This is a genomic window from Wolbachia endosymbiont of Dactylopius coccus, assembly GCF_977011065.1.
The window spans coordinates 20,976-38,541 of the sequence record NZ_OZ347065.1 but is presented as its reverse complement, the minus strand read 5'-3'; the positions used below and the strand labels follow the sequence as shown (position 1 = coordinate 38,541).

Genomic DNA, 17,566 nt, shown 5'->3' with positions numbered 1-17,566 from the left:
ATGTCAGTATATCGATACTTTAGAAGGTACGTTGAATATGGAGTTGTGCCTGCTAAGAGAGCAGAAGATTGCACACTAGTTCCAGAAAATAGTTTCTATAAATCTGTACGTTACGTTGATAATGTGCTAGGACCTGTGAAAGATGTAATTTGTGGAGTTGAGAGTAAAGACAATTATAACAAGTATTATCAAGATAATGATAAATGTGAATACGTGGGCCACAGAGCAGAGGGAGTATATTCATTGTGTACACTGGGTGCTGTTTTAGCAGCCAATATAATATTGCAACCTTTATTTTTGATGGTGGCATATTTGTCATACTTTCCAACCAAGTTATTGTCAAAAATAACAGGGGACTATTGTTTAAAAGCAAATACAAAATCATTAGTTGATCATTCAAATGCATTTTTAAGTGCTGGGCAAGATTGTGCTAGTGCAGTAGCTGAAGTATTTAACAAGATTGTAAGTTATGCTTGCGCTGCTATCATTTGGGCTGCCGCGTCAATGATAACGCCACTTGTGTGGGCTTGCAACAAAGTGCAAAGTAAGTTAAGTGAAATACAGGAGCCAGAAAAATATCAGCGTTTATCTCATTGGAGTGATTCGGAGGCTACTTTAGCCAATAGTATACCGCAAACTGAGTTATAAGTTCTTTTTATATAGCTAAAGTAACTTAGGCTCTGTGGACAAAATTTTAGAGAAGCCATATGAGAGCTCCAACAAAATTTAGAAATCCCATGTAAACCTCTGCGGTCTTGTCAAATCTGGAAAAAATGCGCCTAAAATTTTTAATTTTACCGAAAAAGCACTCAATCAAATGACGTTCTTTATAAATATGCTCATCATAGTATCTTTGCACTTTTCGATTCCTTTTTGATGGAATTACGATTTCACATTTCCTGTTTTCAAGGCTGACCACAAAAGCATTGCTGTCATAACCCTTATCAGCTACTACAATGGAGTTATAGACATTTTTTGTTAATACTTCAGCTTGTGTAATTTCATTCCTCTGGCCAGGAGTAATACCAATTCTCATTGTTGGTCATTCAAATAGGATACATAGCAGAGTTGTTTAATTGTGGAGTAGGTAAGAGAAGTAATAAATTTACACAAAGCACTCTCAAGCAAAGCAATAGTATCGTATATTTTATTGCGCAAAATGTTCTGTTTTACATACAACCAAAGCCTCTCAACTGGATTGAGTTCAGGTGAGTATGGTGGTAGGTATATAATCTTAATATTTTTAGGTACCTTTAAACTTTTCGACTTATGCCAACTAGCACAATCCATAACAAGAAAGGCTTCTCGTGGTCCCAAATATTGAGACATTTGCTCAAGAAATATATTCATACAATCAGTGTTGACATTCGGTGCAAACAAGCTAGAATTCTCCCCATTTCTAGGATTAACTGCACTGTAGAGATAAAAATTTTCCCTACCTAATTTTACCTTAACTTTTGTTCTGACGCCTTTTTTAAACCATCCATGCCCGGTCTTTGAATGTGTGCCAAACCGCGATTCATCGAAGAAAAACAGCTCTTTTTCAGGATACTTGCCAATAACTTCGTTGAGATTTTTTTTTGAATTCCTCTTGTTTTCTTTTATCTTGTACATTGTGTACTGGTCTTGGTGTAATATAAGAGAATTTCATCTTTTGCATATAGCGGTGTACTGTAGATTTGCTAATATTTAAGCCGAACTTTTCCTGGATTCTTATTCTCATTTCTTTAATGGTAATATTAGGATTTTCTCCTACCCATGCTTCAACTTGCTGTAGTTGAGCCTGATTTAATTTAGTTTTTCTACGCCGTTGTGGAGGAGCAAACAATTTTTCTTCTCTGCCTAATTTCAAGAGTTTTATCCACGAAGTTAGTGCGCTTCTTGAAATGCAATATATTTTTGCTACAGCCGTTATACTATGCTTTTTTGCTGCAATTACAGCATTTAGTTTTTTTGCAACATATGCATTGTTCCTTACTTTCTTCAGCATTTTTTTTGCTGATTTTACTACTTCTTCATCCAATAATTTTGATCTTAGTGCCATTTATACCTCGACTATTTCACTTATTTCATTATGGCTTGTCTTCTATTATTGTCTATCTGTTTGCCGTGTAATGGGAATTGGTATAAGTATAAATTTTAAAGGATTTCCCAATGCATCAACAAGTGCATGAATTTTAGTCGTAAAGCCACCTTTACTTCGCCCTAAAGCCTCTTGATCCTTCGAATCTTTTGTATATCCAGCCGAACATGGATGGGCTCTAATGATCGTACCGTCGATTATGACGGCTTCTAAATCTGGCTCTTGTTTTGTGTACTCCAATAAATTTTTCCAAATACCCCTTTCGCACCATCTCTTAAATCGTTTGTGTATACTTCTGTAATTGCCATAGATTTTCGGCAAAAGTCGCCATTGGCAACCACTTCGCGCCATATACCACACTGCTTCTATGAATATTCTTAAACGTTTTTCGTCTTTACTATGCATTCCTTTTATGCCTTTTATGAATTCTAAAATTTGTTTCCAATTTCTTTCTTTTATATAATATTCCATTCGGTAGTTTCTCCATTTTTATGTTCATTTGGTTAAACTACCACTTTTTTTCTCCCTCTTCATATTTTTTGTCCACAGAGCCTAGGTTTTTGTGGGCAAAATTTAGAGAGGCCATATAAGAGCCCCAACAAAATTTAGAAAACCCATAAAAACCTCAGCTAAATCGAGAGAAAATACGCTTAAAATGTTTGATTTTGGTGAAAAAACATTACATTTTTCGGTTACGTTTTAGCTGTTCTTTGCTTTCAAACAAAAGCATATAGCCTTACTACAGTAGTATTACAGACATTTTCAGTTAATGTTGCTGCTAGATTCTTGCTTGGTATACTCAAGTAGCTTTTTCCATGCCAATAAGCCGTAGCAACGAGCTTCTTTAACGCTAACTATGGATTAGCCAAGAAAGAAGAGTAGGAAATAGATCTCACTTGCTTTAGCCATATATTTATATAAAATTAAAATAAATTAGAGTAAATAAGTTATTATTTTACAATATTGCCGTTTAAATGCTAACAAGATTCGCTCCAAGCCCAACTGGCTATCTCCATGTAGGAAATGTACGAACTGCTCTGGTTTGTTGGATGTACACACGCAATCAAAACGGAAAATTTTTACTCCGTTTTGATGATACTGACCTTCAGCGTTCAGATGTCAAATATATAAATAATATCATAGAAGACCTAAAATGGATTGGTATCGATTGGGATGCAAGTTTTAAGCAATCAGAGCGCTTTGAGCGCTATAACGAGGTGTTCTTGCAGTTAATAAAAGAAGGGCATATTTATGCATGCTATGAAACAAGAGAAGAGTTAGAAATTAAACGAAAGTTGCAATTAAAACAAGGACTTCCTCCTGTTTATGACAGAAGTGCATTGCTTCTAACTGAGCAAGAGAAAATCCATTATGAGCAAGAAGGACGAAAACCACATTTTAGATTTAAGTTGGATAGAAATGAAGTTATTAAATGGAATGATGAAGTTAAAGGTGAAATAAATATTGCAACCAGTAGCGTCAGTGACCCTGTGGTAAAAAGAGAAGATGGAATTTACACATACATGCTACCTTCTGTTATTGATGACGTTGACTTTAATGTAACCCATGTTGTACGTGGGGAAGATCATGTAACTAATACCGCAGTGCAAATCCAAATGATTAAAGCATTAAAAGCGAAAATTCCTATGTTTGCTCACCTTTCTCTGCTACATTTTGATGATAGCAAGATATCGAAACGGAAAGGCGGGCTGGATATCAAGTCCATAAGAGAAGATGAAATTGAACCAATGGCGCTAACTAGCTATTTAGTGAAGCTCGGAACATCTGATCCGATAGAAGCTTATGTTGACATACAGTCTTTAATTGACTCATTTGACATTAAAAAATTTAGCTCAGCATCTGTACAATTCAGCTTGAGTGAAATATATAAGCTAAATAGCAAAGTTCTGCAACAAATGCCATTTGAAATGGTGCAAGACCGTTTAAATCAAATTGGAGTGGACTCCTCAGAGTTTTGGTATTTTATAAGGAACAATATAGAAAGGTTTTCTGAGGTGGCCAAGTGGTGGAAAATATGCAAATCTGATATAGAGCCTGTGATTCTTGATAAGGAGCTTATAAAAATTGCGTTCAATGCATTGCCCCAAGGTGATTGTAATGAAAACACGTTGTCAGAATGGGTCAAAACTATTCGACAAACAGTGGATATAAAGGCAAAAAACCTATTTACGCAGTTGCGTTCAGCTTTAACAGGAACAGAAACAGGCCCAGAACTTGCTAAATTATTAATTTTTATCGGCAAAGAAAATATCATTGCAAGGTTAAAAGAAAAGTGAAAACCAAAAAATTATATAGTAACCAGACTGCATTCTGTAAAAAACGCGATCTTTCATTTGAGCTTTCTTCAATTTAAAGTAAATACAGAAACTAGCTATCTTCAAAAATATAGTTGAATAATTGTGTGTATAATTATTAATATTTTCCAAGCATTATGGCTCTTTCAAAATTTCTCGATCCTCGCAATGATTTGTGTTTCAAAAAAATCTTTGGAACGGAAAAAAATAAGAATATCCTTATTCACTTTTTGAACGATATTTTAGGATTTGCTGAGGCAAGTGCAATACAAGAAGTAGAATTCTTAAGTACTATCATGGATCCTGAAGTCGCCTCTGATAAACAAAGTATTGTTGATGTTCTCTGCAAGGATTCTATTGGTAATAGGTTTGTGATTGAGATGGTGCGACCTGAAAGTCTTCGGTCATATTGTTTAAAAGGAGAGGAATTCCTTCAGAAAGAAACTGAAAGAATCCTAAAACTTATTAAACCAGATGTTTTGCCATCTGAGTCTACGCATCAGTGCGAATTGGGTAACCAGTTGGTGCCAAGCGATGCGGACAATGAACCTCCTCTTGAAAAAGAAGATGCCCAATCGTGAGAGAAAGCATAAACTACAAGCATCATGTGGTTGGAGGGCTAGGCTTAGTGGTATGGTGAACGCAAGTGAAGTTTCATAAGTATCGTAATTACGAAAGAGCTAAAGATGCTGATAAGCTCTGACCAAAAGGTAATGTGGATAAGTTACATTTTTCATCTCTGGATGTACGCAAATAATAATTCCACCGGTATAGAGAAGCCACCTAACCCACTATTGTATGACAGAAGGAACAGGGTAAGCCTGTATTTCCGCCTATACGGCAAGCAAACCGCAAGGAATGCTGATGAAGGTGCAGGTAAAGGATAATGGAGAAAGCGAATGCCATTTTGTAACGAAATGGATAGAGTTTGTAACATCAACTCGCGTGAAAACGAGCAGACTTCCATTTGGTCCCTCGTGACAAGAAACTTTGTTAACCACTTAAGGTAGGAAAGCAGATGATTACAAGTAAAACTGTAAGTGCACCCACCAACAATTCCGAAGCATGGAACCAGTTATCCTGGAAGAAATACCAAAAAGTTGTTATGAGGCTACAAAGACGTATTGTTAAGGCTGTCCAACAAGGAAGATGGGGTAAGGTGAAAGCTTTACAACATCTTCTCACACGCTCCTTTAGTAGCAAAGCTTTAGCTGTTAAAAGAGTAACTGAAAACCACGGAAAAAACACGGCAGGTGTAGATCGTCAAATATGGTCAACTTGCAACACAAAATTTCAAGGAATAAAGCTATTAAAACAAAGAGGATACAAACCTTCTCCGCTAAAACGGATATACATCAGTAAGTCTAATGGCAAAAGAAGACCTCTTGGAATCCCTACGATAAAAGATAGAGCCATGCAAGCATTATACTTGTTTGCTTTGGAACCGATAGCTGAAACGATCAGTGATCGTCACTCTTATGGCTTTAGACCAAAAAGATCCTGCGCAGACGCTACTGTGGCTTGTCACTTGTTACTGGCAAGCCGTAACCAACTACAGTGGATACTCGAAGGTGATATTAAAGGGTGTTTTGATAACATTAACCATGAATGGCTCATGAAGCATATTCCTATGGAGAAGAAAATTCTTCATAGCTGGTTAAAAGCTGGCTTCCTAGAATCAAAAACTCTGTATTCCACAACTGCAGGTACCCCACAAGGTGGTATCATCTCTCCAATACTAGCTAATTTTACCTTAGATGGTCTTGAACGGTTATTAGAAAGTCGCTTTGGTAAATTAGGTAGCAAAAGAAGAGACAAAATCAGAAGTGGAGTAAATTTAATCAGGTACGCAGACGACTTTATTATTTCAGGTTTCACACATGAGTTACTGGAAGATGAAGTCAAGCCTATGGTATCATCCTTTCTTCGTGAAAGAGGTCTAGCTCTGTCAGAAGAAAAGACAAAGATTACATTTATTACAAAAGGGTTCGACTTTCTTGGCTGTAATGTGCGTAGATATAGTAAGAAATTATTTATTACGCCTTCGAAGGAAAGTATTAAGAGATTTCTTAAAAAAGTGCGTGCATTAATAAAAGCAAATATAGGCAGTTCACAAGCTGTAGTAATTAAATCACTCAACCCTTTATTAAGAGGATGGGGAAACTACTACCGTCATGTGTGTGCTAAAAAAGCGTTCAGCAAGATAGACAATGAAATTTGGCATAGTTTATGGAAATGGGCAAAGACAAGACATCCCCGTAAAGGATTACGTTGGATAAAAAATCGTTACTTTAAAGTAATGAATCATCGTCAATGGGTCTTTGCTACTTCTGTATGCAAGAACAAACCAAAGGAAATAAGGTTTATGAGCTTACTCAAACTAAGCGACATTCCTATTAGACGTCATGTTAAAATCAGGGCGGATGCAAATCCACTTGACTTAAAATGGAAAAAGTATTTTGATGAAAGAGTGAAACGAACAAGAATGTTAGCAAGCTCCTTTTCAAGAGAAGGTTCTCTACTGTTAGTGTCACCACTAAAGTTGATGTATTCTGAGGATTTATGAAAGACAAGCCGGTTCGAGAAAAGAAGAACTTAGATAAGGGGCTCAAGCGTAGTGTGGGGAAACCTGCATGCTGCGTTTCTAAGGGAGGAAGTAGTAGCAATACTACTTCCTTACCTAACCAACTGGCTCGTGATAAAGGTTTTGAGAAACGCGCTCAACTATATGCTGCTAAGGCTTACTCAAGACAATTAGATAAATCTGGCAACTACATTGATTTAAAGAAAGTCTTCTTTATTGCTATTTCCAATTGTAACTTACTTCCTGAAGAAGTTGGTTATATCTCTACTCATAATATACGTGATATAAAAACCAACGGCCATTACTTAAAAGATTTTCAATTTGTCTTCATTGAGTTGCCTAAGTTTACAAAGAACAGAGTAGAGCAGCTAGAGAGTACTATAGAGCGCTGGTGCTTTTTTTTCAAGTACGCAGAAGATACTACAGATGAAGACTTAAGAGATATAGCAGAAAAATCTCCAATAATAAAGCTAGCCTACGATGAGTTAGACAAGTTTCGCTGGAATGAGAAAGATCTGATAGCGTACGAAGAAAGGATAATGGATCTCCGCAAAGAAGAAGGCATCCTCGCTCAAAAACTTGATGATGCTACTGCAAAAGGTAGAGAAGAAGGTAGAGAAGAAGGTATCCTCATCGGACATGAAAAAGGCAGAAAAGAGAGGGAAATTGAAGTTGCAAAGAATCTACTTAAAGCAGGGGTTTCTACCGATATCGTAGTTCAAACTACTGGTCTTACAGTTAACGAAGTCAAAGACTTAAGCTCTTTTGGTGTCTAGATGAACATCTTTATACTAGATGAAAACCCAGCAATTGCGGCTCAAATGTTATGTGATAAGCATATAGTAAAAATGCCATTAGAAACTGCTCAATTATTGAGTAATGTTTTTTCAACAGCATTGAAAGTGCCAAATCCTTTTGTCAGTATCATAAATCAGAATATAGAAGTCCCATATAAACTGACTCACAACAATCATCCTTGTTCTTTATGGGCTAGACAATCAGAAGGAACCTTTCGTTGGTTGATAAAGTATGGGAAAGAGTTGTGTACAGAGTATACCTGGCGATACAAAAGAAAGCATAAATCAGAGGAAGTAATAAATTGGTGTGATAGTAATAAGGATTTACTCATTTTTCAATCAACCGATATACAAGCTTTTGTACAAGCACTGCCCGACCGGTATAAATGTAGTAGTCCCATAACAGCCTATAGAAAGTACTACCTACATGAAAAGATGAGATTTGCTAAGTGGGAAAAGGGCAGAGAAGCACCGGATTGGATAATAGGGAATCATTGCACTACGGTTATCAGCCAATAAACACAGAAGTCATCCTCATCGGACATGAAAAAAGCAGGGAAGAGGGCGAAAAACAGGCTAAAATTGCTGTGGCTAAAAACCTACTTAAAGCTGGTGTTTCCACTGATATTGTAGCTAAAACAACCGGCCTTTCGATAGATGAAATTCAAAAGTTAAGGAACTAAATAATCATATTAAAAACCTTGAGCTTGAGTCAAATGGACAAGAAACAGAAACATTACTAACATCACTTTTAGGCTGAGTTTTTTCATGTTCTTTAGCATGTTTGAGTTGTTTAAATATTTCAGTATCTACACCTATATTCTCCTCAGCATAATTACATAAAAGCTGCAATACCTTTCCACCAGCTTTAATAGCAGTTTTAATAGTCGTATTTTCATCATTACCATCTGGAGAGTAATTCAAACTTGGCTTAAAACCATATTCACTTTCTGGCCTCAGTAAATCCTTTATCTCTTCTATCTTATTTTCATCTACTTCTTTTCCTGCTTGTTTTACCGCATTAAGCAACTTGCGATCTTGAACTGATTTGCAGACAAGTTTTCCTTTATCTGCTTTTTCATTACTAACGGATTGAAGATCTATACAACCAACATTAGCATTTGGATTAGCAAGCAGAAGGTCAATTACCTTAGAACGGCTATGTTCTAGCGCTAGCGCCAGAGGAGCCAATCCTCCCACCTTAGCATTAAAATCAGCTCCACGCTCCAGAAGAAGTTCAACCACATCATAGTGACCATGTACTACTGCCACATGTAAAGGAGCAACACCTTTATTAGCCTCAGCATTAACATTAGCCCCTTCCACCAGAAGAAGTTTAGCTACATCATTATGACCTGCTTGTGCTGCCAAATGTAAAGGAGTAGAACCTCTCTCAGCCTTAGCATTAACATTAGCTCCTTTCACCAGAAGAAGTCCAACTACATCATTATGACCATTTTGTGCTGCAGAATGTAAAGGAGTAAAACTTTGGCTGGTCTTAGCATTAACATTAGCTCTATGCTCCAGAAGAAGTCCAACTACATCATTATGACCATTTCGTGCTGCAGAATGTAAAGGAGCAACACCTTTATTAGCCTCAGCATTAACATTAGCCCCTTCCACCAGAAGAAGTTTAGCTACATCATTATGATACCAATTCCCATTACACGGGAAACAGATGGACAACAATGGAAGAAAAGCCATAATGAAGTAAGTAAAATAGTTGAGGTATAAATGGCATTAAGATCAAAATTATTGGATGAAAAAGTGAGCAAAAGAAATGCTGAAGAAAGTAAGGAATAATGCATATGTTTCGAAAAAATTAAATGCTGTAATTGCAGCAAAAAAGTACAGTATAACGGCTGTAGCAAAAATATATTGCATTTCAAGAAGTGCACTAACTTCGTGGGTAAAACTCTTGAAATTTGGCAGAGAAGAAAAACTGTTTGCTCCTCCCCAACGTCGTAGAAAAACTAAATTAAATCATGCTCAACTACAGCAAATTGAAGCATGGGTAGAAGAAAATCCTAATGTTACCATTAAAGAAATGAGAATAAGAATCCAGGAAAAGTTCGGCTTAAATATCAGCAAATCAACAGTACACCGCCATATGCAAAAGATGAAATTCTCATATATTACACCAAGACCGGTTCATAATGTACAAGATAGAGGTAAACAAGAGGAATTCAAAAAAAAATCTCAATGGAGCTATTAGTAAGTATCCAGAAAAAGAGCTATTTTTCTTTGATGAATCCAGGTTTGGCACACATTCAAAGACCGGGCATGGATGGTTTAAAAAAGGCGTCAGAACAAAAGTTAAGGTAAAATTAGGTAGGGAAAATTTTTATCTCTACAGTGCAGTTAATCCTAGGCTCTGTGGACAAAAAATATGAAGAGGGAGAAAAAAAGTGGCAGTTTAACCAAATGAACATAAAAATGGAGAAACTACCGAATGGAATATTATATAAAAGAAAGAAATTGGAAACAAATTTTAGAATTCATAAAAGGCATAAAAGGAATGCATAGTAAAGACGAAAAACGTTTAAGAATATTCATAGAAGCAGTGTGGTATATGGCGCGAAGTGGTTGCCAATGGCGACTTTTGCCGAAAATCTATGGCAATTACAGAAGTATACACAAACGATTTAAGAGATGGTGCGAAAGGGGTATTTGGAAAAATTTATTGGAGTACACAAAACAAGAGCCAGATTTAGAAGCCGTCATAATCGACGGTACGATCATTAGAGCCCATCCATGTTCGGCTGGATATACAAAAGATTCGAAGGATCAAGAGGCTTTAGGGCGAAGTAAAGGTGGCTTTACGACTAAAATTCATGCACTTGTTGATGCATTGGGAAATCCTTTAAAATTTATACTTACTCCTGGCCAGAGGAATGAAATTACACAAGCTGAAGTATTAACAAAAAATGTCTATAACTCCATTGTAGTAGCTGATAAGGGTTATGACAGCAATGCTTTTGTGGTCAGCCTTGAAAACAGGAAATGTGAAATCGTAATTCCATCAAAAAGGAATCGAAAAGTGCAAAGATACTATGATGAGCATATTTATAAAGAACGTCATTTGATTGAGTGCTTTTTCGGTAAAATTAAAAATTTTAGGCGCATTTTTTCCAGATTTGACAAGACCGCAGAGGTTTACATGGGATTTCTAAATTTTGTTGGAGCTCTCATATGGCTTCTCTAAAATTTTGTCCACAGAGCCTAGCATAGTACTTTATATATTTAACAATTATTGGATCAATGCCTGAAAAAGAATTTTTAGATTTCATAAAAACCTCGAATAATCAAAGATTTATTACTAATTCTTCTTTCGAGACTCTGCAGAATTTAAATAAGAATAGTTTATCTATTATGAAAAATAGAATAAGACAATAATTATTTTATTAATAGATCAAATAAGACTTCTCTAAAATTAAATAAGACAGATGAAAATCGGATGAGAGAGAGTTTGATTTTCAGTGAATTGCTGAAATTTAAAATATATTCACCTTGGTCTTCCCAATAACGAAATTTGATATAAGCTAGTTAGAAAGACTGGCTAATTTCCAAAAATCTTATTTAAACAGTGGAATATTGTATTGGTGCACTACTTTTCTATGATTTAGTTGATTTTCAAAAGCTGCCTTAAAATTATTTAAACTTTTTTTTATATTGTTTGGACGAATTGTTGAGCAACCGTGTATATATATAATACAGGGGTCAAACTTTCAAATGTCAATTCTTACACAATCAGGTCGAGCAGCGATAGCAGCAAGTATAAAAGAGCAATCTCTACATCTTGCCTGGGGCATTGGTAATACAAGCTGGGAAAGTAGCCATCAGGTCGCAAAGGTTTTTATTGAGGGTGAAATAGCTCTAGATCACCACACTATTAAAGATGTAAGGGTTTTTATAGGACAAACAGTGTATCAATCCAGTATTGACTATATAGTTGAGAGCAGTAGTGGTATAATAAAACGTACGAAAAACAGCTCTATTGTAGAGAATAGTACAGTAACTATAGAATACATTCAAGACACACCACCAAAGTCCATTACATCTCAAAAACTGCTCAATGAGCTTGGCAGACGTACTGCAGATGAAGTGCTATTCTGCACAGGTGATGAAAACGGCGAACTTATAACTCCTTCTGGAAGGTTTAGGCCCTCAAATGTACCAACTAATAATCTTTTTCTCAAATTCACTTTCGATTTCACGGACGCAGCAAATCAAGTTATCAGGGAACTCGGGGTTATGGTTGGTACAAAGGTAAAGGAGAAAGCACCTCCTGGACAGAGATATTTTGAGCCAAAAGACGTGGAAAATCCTGGAATTTTGTTAGTTTTAGAACACACGGTACCACTGATCAGAACCGCAGCAACCCGGGAAACTTTTGCCTTTGTCGTTACATTCTGAAGAGGGGAAAAGAATGACTTTGAATAGCTATTATAATCGCTTTAATCCTGATAAAGAATATGAAAAAAGCTTATTTCTTGCAGGAAGAGGTCTACAGTCTGCAGAACTAAACGAGACTCAGGAATATGCTCTCTCTAAGCTTAAAGGTATAGGCGATGCAATATTTCGTGATGGTGATGTTATAACAGGAAGCAATTGTATTATAGATAGAGAAACTGGTAAAGTTACGCTTGAATCAGGAAAAATCTATCTTCGTGGAGCAGTTAGAAAAGTCGAAAAAGAAGAATTTATTATTCCACTGAGTACCACAGTTCGTATAGGTGTTTATTATCTAGAATCTACTATTACAGAGCTTGAGGATGAAAATCTTCGTGATCCTGCAGTTGGTACACGTAATTATCAAGAAATAGGCGCTGCAAGGCTTAAAGTTTCCACCATTTGGGGGTATCAAGCAGAAGGTCTTTCTCCACGTTTTTCTGAAGGAGAGTTTTATCCAATCTATAACATAGAAAATGGAGTATTAATAGAACATTCACCACCTCCACAAGCAAACATAGTAACTACCGCTCTTGCTCGTTATGACAAAGAGGCAAATGGTTCCTATGTCGTAAATGGCCTTGAAGTAATGTTCCTGCAAAAGGAAGAGGGGGAAGGAGGAAAAAAAATATTTGTGATTAATGAGGGAAAAGCTCATGTTGACGGCTATGAGATTGAACTTCCTCACAGTATTCGTGTTTCTTTTGATGAAGATCCAGATATAAAATCAGTTGAATCAGAACCACATACTTTTCAGCCAAATAGCCAAAGAGTAATGGAACTTAAAGTTAATGATTTTCCAATAAGTGAAATCAAAAAAGTAGATATAACTGTTCAAAAAACCATTACTGTTACTCATGGTTCATACTCTGGAGCTGTTGACCCGATACCTGACTCTGCAGTACTTGAGATTATTCAAGTTAAACAAGGCAATGTTATTTATGAAAATAGTGTAGACTATAAGTTAAATGCAGGAAATGTTGATTGGTCGTTACCTGGCAAAGAACCTGCACCTGGAAGTAGTTATCAAATAACTTACCGCTGTCGCACTCATATAAGTCCTGAAGATATAAGCGAAGAGGGATGTAAAGTAAAAGGAGCAGTTGATAACAGCTTGGTTTTGATAGATTATACCTGGAAAATGCCCCGTTATGATTTAATTACTATCGATAGCAAAGGAGTGGTAAGAAGAATAAAAGGAATTTCCCACTCTTGGAGACCATCAATGCCTAAAGCACCTTCTGGACAACTTTTGCTCTGCTACATTCACCAAACATGGAAAAACGGAGAAAAAGAAGGGGTGAAAATAGTGAATAGTGCTATTCATGCTGTACCGATGAATGAACTTGAAGCAATGAAAAAAGGAATAAATGATCTTTATGCGCTGGTTGCACAGGAACGTCTACGCAGTGATGCAAATTCAAGAGAACCTACAACAAAAAAAGGAGTATTTGTTGATTCGTTCTTCGATGATGATATGCGTGATCAAGGAATTTCGCAGTCTGCAGCAATAGTAAACAAGGAACTAATTTTACCAATAGATGTAACTATTGCTGATATTGATGGAGGAGAAAAAACTTATTTGTTGCCGTATGAACTTGAACCGGTACTGGAGAAGCTTTTACAGACCAAAGGAGAAAAGATCAATCCATATCAAGCTTTTGATCCAGTCCCGGCACAAATTACTCTAAATAAAAATATTGATCACTGGACGGAGGTAAAAACAAATTGGAAAAGTCTAGTAACCAGAGTATTTAATGTTAAAGAAACAACAGAGCTGCTGTCAAGTACTTCATATGAAACTGAATTTATGAGAGAAGCAGTACAGAATTTTGAGATCGAAGGTTTTGAGCCAAATGAAAAACTTAAAGAAGTAAAATTTGATGGCATTTCTATTACACCTATGGCATAGAGGAAAAAAAAGTGGAAGCTAACAATCAGGGAAAATTAAAAGGAAGGGTGAAAGTGCCGGCAAATATTCCAGCAGGTACTAAATTAGTGCAATTTTATGGAGATAAAGGAAGCTATGGAGAAGCAACTTATACTGGTAAAAAAACAATTACCATAGAAGAAAGAAGAAGAGTTATCGCAGCAAGACGAGTTGATCCTTTAGCGCAAACATTTACTTTAAATGAGAGCAGACACATAGGAGGTCTAGACTTATGGTTTATAAATAGCGGCAAAAAACGTGTTGTTGTGCAGATTAGAGAAACAGCAGTGGGAATGCCCTCGCAGACTGTCATTGCTGAAAGTTATGTTGAGCCAAAAGATATAAAGATAGATGGCACAGCAACACGTATAGAGTGGTCACCAGTGTTTTGCCATGCAGGACAAGAGTATGCAATAGTGCTACTCACTGATGATGCAGATACTGCAGTAAAAATAGCAGAACTTGGCAAATATGATGCAGTAAATAGCCGTTGGGTAACAAGTCAACCATATCAAGTAGGAGTATTACTCTCATCAAGCAATGCAAGTACCTGGACACCGCATCAAAATTTAGATTTAACGTTTCGACTACTAGCTGCAAAATTTAGTGAAAATTCTCATGTTATTGATCTGGGCAAAGTTACTGCAAACAATACTTCAGATTTAATAGCTTTGACGAACGTCGAAAAAGTAGCATTTGATACTAATGTGGAATTTATCTTAACAGATGAAGAGGGAAAAGAAAATTTTCTATCTGATAACTTGCCGCTCGCGCTGCGTGAAAGACTATCTGGAGAGTTAACAGTAAAGGCAAATTTAAAAGGGTCAAAAGAAAAAAGTCCGGTTCTTTATCCTGGGTTACAGTTAGTTATGGGTAATATAGGGGAAAAAGGAGATTATGTTACAAGAAGTATTACAGCAGGAGCTAACACTAAGATAACAATTACCTATGATGCGCTAATACCTGGCACTGCAGATGTTAAAGCATATGTACAAAAAAACGTGGATTGGCAATTAGTAAATTTAACATCAGGAAAACCAATTGGAGAAAATTGGGTAGAGAGAACTCATGTGCTATCAAATTTTAATGGCAATGAGACAAGGATAAAATTAGTTTTAAGTGGAACAGTTGTCTATCGTCCTAAAGTCAAAAATCTACGAATCATTATCACTTAGCAGAATGTCAGATGATAAAACAAGTAGAGGATATTCACTACCGCATCCAGAGAATATTGCTGTGCAAGATGTTGTTCGTATTCGTACCACAATTGAGAAAATAGATGAAGATATTACCGAAAGAGAAGATGAGCATAATCAACTAAAAAATAATTTTAAACGATTTAGATTTGAAACTTTTTTGAATTTTTGGGAATGAAAGAAGCAATATACCAAAGGATAAAGGATTTAGCAGCAAACAGCACACCTGATCAACTGGCATATCTTGCAAAATCGCTGGAGTTGATAGCAGATAAAAAAGCTATTGCTGACATTGTGCAGATGACTGAGGTAAAAGAGATAATTGATGCACTACAAAAGAGGCTTAAGGATTTAGCAGTAAACAGTACTCCAGATCAATTAGCATATCTTGCTAAAGCATTGGAATCAATAGTCGACAAAAGTGCAGTTTCTGAAATTGTACAGATGACAGATGGTAAGTTAAAAGAACTTCTTGATAGTGCAAAAAAACACTTAAATGACATAAACAGCAACAAAACAAACTCAATATCGTCAATAACTGCAGCAAAAACAGATTCCGTCAATGAAATCAACAAGCTTAGGGATAATGCCTTAAACACCTTAAAAGCATCATCAGATTCGCATATATCTCTACTTGATACGAGAAAGAATGCCAATATTGCAGCAATAAATAGCATTAGTAACAGTCATAAAGATGGCCTTAAAGGTTTAGTAGAAGATTTTCGTGCTGTTAATAATGTACCATCTGGCTCATCAATTATTAGGGAAATAGAAACTCGTGATAACCAATTAAAAATATCCCTGATAAACGAGATAAAAACTAGAGATGATGAGTTGAAAGCGTCGCTTACACAAGAAATAAGAAAGCGCAATATGGTTGAACCAGGGTCATTACCTTTCTTATTTGGTGTACTTGGAAGAAAAAATAATTACTTTGGCCACGGAACTTTTATGACAGAGCTTGGAAAGTGGAGTAGTGATATAACAAAAACTGACTATATGTTACAACTACTAGCAGGTAGCCATACATACGATACAGATTACGTTAGTTTTTATCGGCCAAGACAACTAAGTTTTATAGAGGGAAGTAAAGGAACCTTTATTTACGGAGAGTTATGCACAAAAAGCTTTTCGGGTAGTTATGATGAGATATACTATTACCCATATGCTGCACTTGGAGTAGTATTTATAAAAAATACAACCAATGTGAACATAAGTAAAACAATAGAATTTGTTGGATCATCATACTCTAGTACGGAGTATGGGGGTGCAGGATTATTTGTGGGGACACCAGATAATACTAACTCTAACAAATCAAGTATTTCAAGAATAATATGGAAAAATGTTTACCAATACACAAGTTCTGATACCAAATTAGCTGGATCTGGTAATGTGGAGATTCCAGCAGGAAAAACAGTTGCAATATTACTTTACACATCATCTTACCTGTATTCCAGAACACAAGTTAGTCAAGGTATGCTTGCATCAAATTATGTACACAACTATGTTCAATTTATTCAGTGGGGAATTTATAACATACGTAGCAATTTTCTGACTACAGGGCTTGAAGTAGATGTGGAAAGGACGCTCAGGGCTTGGCAATGTCCAGGGTTAGAACGAACTGATCAAATATGGCAATGAGGAGGAATTTGTGACTATTTATATACGTTTCAAAAATCATAAGCAGATTGAAACAACAACACTTGAAAACAAGCCAACTGGAAATGATTGGCGTGAAGCACCAGAAGATTTTGATTGGCAAAAAAGCTATTGTTTAACTGAAGGAGAGAAAATTGTTGAAAGGAATAAGGAAGATATTCAGTTGGAGTTACTCGAAAATGCAAAACTTTCTGTACTTTCTAATCTTCGTGCTCATTATGATAACTATACTCACCAATACACAGGAGTATCTCATCAAAAGTCTAAATCGTATCAAATACAAGAAAAAGCCGCAAAAAGCATTCTAGCATCACCAGAATCTATAGATGAAAAAGATGCAGAAATTATAGAGCCTTTAGCAAAAGTCCGTGGTATTACAGTTATTGAAATGGCAAGAATAATTGAGGAAAAAGTGAAAAAAGCAGTAAAAGCAATAATTAAATGTGAAGAGTTGGAAGACATTACCAAGAAGAAAATTGAAGAAGCTAAAAGTGAAGTAGAGCTACAGACTTTGCTCAATGATTTTAAACAAAAAATGCAAGAAAGTTAA

The 17,566-nt window shown here is 36.0% G+C and carries 16 protein-coding genes and 3 pseudogenes; 15 read left to right on the top strand and 4 right to left on the bottom strand.

Annotation, left to right across the window (positions count from 1 at the left end; all coding sequences use genetic code 11):
- The gene (locus ACWHVF_RS00195; protein WP_064124974.1) at positions 1–648 is read left to right on the top strand and encodes a hypothetical protein; all 648 of its coding nucleotides are present in this window, start codon (positions 1–3) and stop codon (positions 646–648) included.
- Positions 649–694: 46 nt separating this feature from the next.
- On the opposite strand, the gene ACWHVF_RS00190 is transcribed toward ACWHVF_RS00195, so the two are convergent.
- The 3 genes from ACWHVF_RS00190 to ACWHVF_RS00180 form a co-directional block, all read right to left on the bottom strand.
- The gene (locus tag ACWHVF_RS00190) at positions 695–1,036 is read right to left on the bottom strand and encodes a transposase (RefSeq protein WP_447933027.1); all 342 of its coding nucleotides are present in this window, start codon (positions 1,034–1,036) and stop codon (positions 695–697) included.
- Positions 1,033–2,044, bottom strand: a protein-coding gene (locus ACWHVF_RS00185; protein WP_447933026.1) for an IS630 family transposase whose coding sequence is annotated in 2 segments (ribosomal slippage) — positions 1,033–1,581 and positions 1,583–2,044 — 1,011 coding nt in all. Because the reading frame shifts where the segments join, the coding sequence is not laid out codon by codon here. The genes ACWHVF_RS00190 and ACWHVF_RS00185 overlap by 4 nt, the downstream gene beginning before the upstream one ends.
- A gap of 45 nt (positions 2,045–2,089) precedes the next feature.
- Positions 2,090–2,554, bottom strand: a complete 465-nt coding sequence (locus ACWHVF_RS00180) for an IS5 family transposase (protein WP_447933025.1) — start codon at positions 2,552–2,554, stop codon at positions 2,090–2,092.
- Between the two features lie 503 nt (positions 2,555–3,057).
- Here ACWHVF_RS00180 and gltX point away from each other — a divergent pair.
- The 6 genes and pseudogenes from gltX to ACWHVF_RS00150 all read left to right on the top strand — a co-directional run.
- Positions 3,058–4,380, top strand: a complete 1,323-nt coding sequence (gltX, locus tag ACWHVF_RS00175; RefSeq protein ID WP_064124984.1) for a glutamate--tRNA ligase — start codon at positions 3,058–3,060, stop codon at positions 4,378–4,380.
- A gap of 155 nt (positions 4,381–4,535) precedes the next feature.
- Positions 4,536–4,781: pseudogene (locus ACWHVF_RS00170) on the top strand (PD-(D/E)XK nuclease family transposase); the annotation flags it as partial.
- A 635-nt stretch (positions 4,782–5,416) separates the two neighbouring features.
- Positions 5,417–6,964 carry a group II intron reverse transcriptase/maturase gene (gene ltrA, locus ACWHVF_RS00165; RefSeq protein ID WP_064124986.1) on the top strand — a complete coding sequence of 516 codons (1,548 nt, stop codon included), beginning with the start codon at positions 5,417–5,419 and terminating at the stop codon, positions 6,962–6,964.
- Positions 6,961–7,758, top strand: coding sequence for an Rpn family recombination-promoting nuclease/putative transposase (locus ACWHVF_RS00160; protein WP_064124987.1), 798 nt, complete (start codon positions 6,961–6,963; stop codon positions 7,756–7,758). The genes ltrA and ACWHVF_RS00160 overlap by 4 nt, the downstream gene beginning before the upstream one ends.
- Positions 7,759–8,298, top strand: coding sequence for a pyrimidine dimer DNA glycosylase/endonuclease V (locus ACWHVF_RS00155; RefSeq protein ID WP_064124988.1), 540 nt, complete (start codon positions 7,759–7,761; stop codon positions 8,296–8,298). It abuts the gene before it with no gap.
- A gap of 5 nt (positions 8,299–8,303) precedes the next feature.
- Positions 8,304–8,462 (top strand): annotated as a pseudogene (locus tag ACWHVF_RS00150) (Rpn family recombination-promoting nuclease/putative transposase); the annotation flags it as partial.
- Between the two features lie 4 nt (positions 8,463–8,466).
- Here the strand turns inward: ACWHVF_RS00150 and ACWHVF_RS00145 are convergent.
- Positions 8,467–9,483 carry an ankyrin repeat domain-containing protein gene (locus tag ACWHVF_RS00145; protein ID WP_064124990.1) on the bottom strand — a complete coding sequence of 339 codons (1,017 nt, stop codon included), beginning with the start codon at positions 9,481–9,483 and terminating at the stop codon, positions 8,467–8,469.
- Positions 9,484–9,513: 30 nt separating this feature from the next.
- Here ACWHVF_RS00145 and ACWHVF_RS00140 point away from each other — a divergent pair.
- The 8 genes and pseudogenes from ACWHVF_RS00140 to ACWHVF_RS00105 form a co-directional block, all read left to right on the top strand.
- A pseudogene (locus ACWHVF_RS00140) lies at positions 9,514–10,169 on the top strand (IS630 family transposase); the annotation flags it as partial.
- A 62-nt stretch (positions 10,170–10,231) separates the two neighbouring features.
- A complete protein-coding gene (locus ACWHVF_RS00135; RefSeq protein WP_064124816.1) occupies positions 10,232–10,984 on the top strand; it encodes an IS5 family transposase in 753 nt (250 codons plus the stop codon).
- A gap of 527 nt (positions 10,985–11,511) precedes the next feature.
- Positions 11,512–12,195, top strand: coding sequence for a hypothetical protein (locus ACWHVF_RS00130; RefSeq protein WP_064124959.1), 684 nt, complete (start codon positions 11,512–11,514; stop codon positions 12,193–12,195).
- Positions 12,196–12,208: 13 nt separating this feature from the next.
- Entirely contained in the window at positions 12,209–14,143 is a 1,935-nt protein-coding gene (locus tag ACWHVF_RS00125) for a DUF4815 domain-containing protein (protein ID WP_064124958.1), read from the top strand.
- Positions 14,144–14,154: 11 nt separating this feature from the next.
- Positions 14,155–15,336 carry a hypothetical protein gene (locus ACWHVF_RS00120; RefSeq protein WP_447933024.1) on the top strand — a complete coding sequence of 394 codons (1,182 nt, stop codon included), beginning with the start codon at positions 14,155–14,157 and terminating at the stop codon, positions 15,334–15,336.
- A gap of 4 nt (positions 15,337–15,340) precedes the next feature.
- Positions 15,341–15,535 (top strand): hypothetical protein, encoded by a 195-nt coding sequence (locus ACWHVF_RS00115; RefSeq protein ID WP_007301885.1) that lies wholly within the window; start codon positions 15,341–15,343, stop codon positions 15,533–15,535.
- Entirely contained in the window at positions 15,532–16,998 is a 1,467-nt protein-coding gene (locus ACWHVF_RS00110; RefSeq protein WP_447933023.1) for a hypothetical protein, read from the top strand. The genes ACWHVF_RS00115 and ACWHVF_RS00110 overlap by 4 nt, the downstream gene beginning before the upstream one ends.
- 10 nt (positions 16,999–17,008) lie before the next feature.
- Positions 17,009–17,566: a hypothetical protein gene (locus tag ACWHVF_RS00105; protein WP_064124955.1), complete on the top strand. Its 558-nt coding sequence runs from the start codon at positions 17,009–17,011 to the stop codon at positions 17,564–17,566.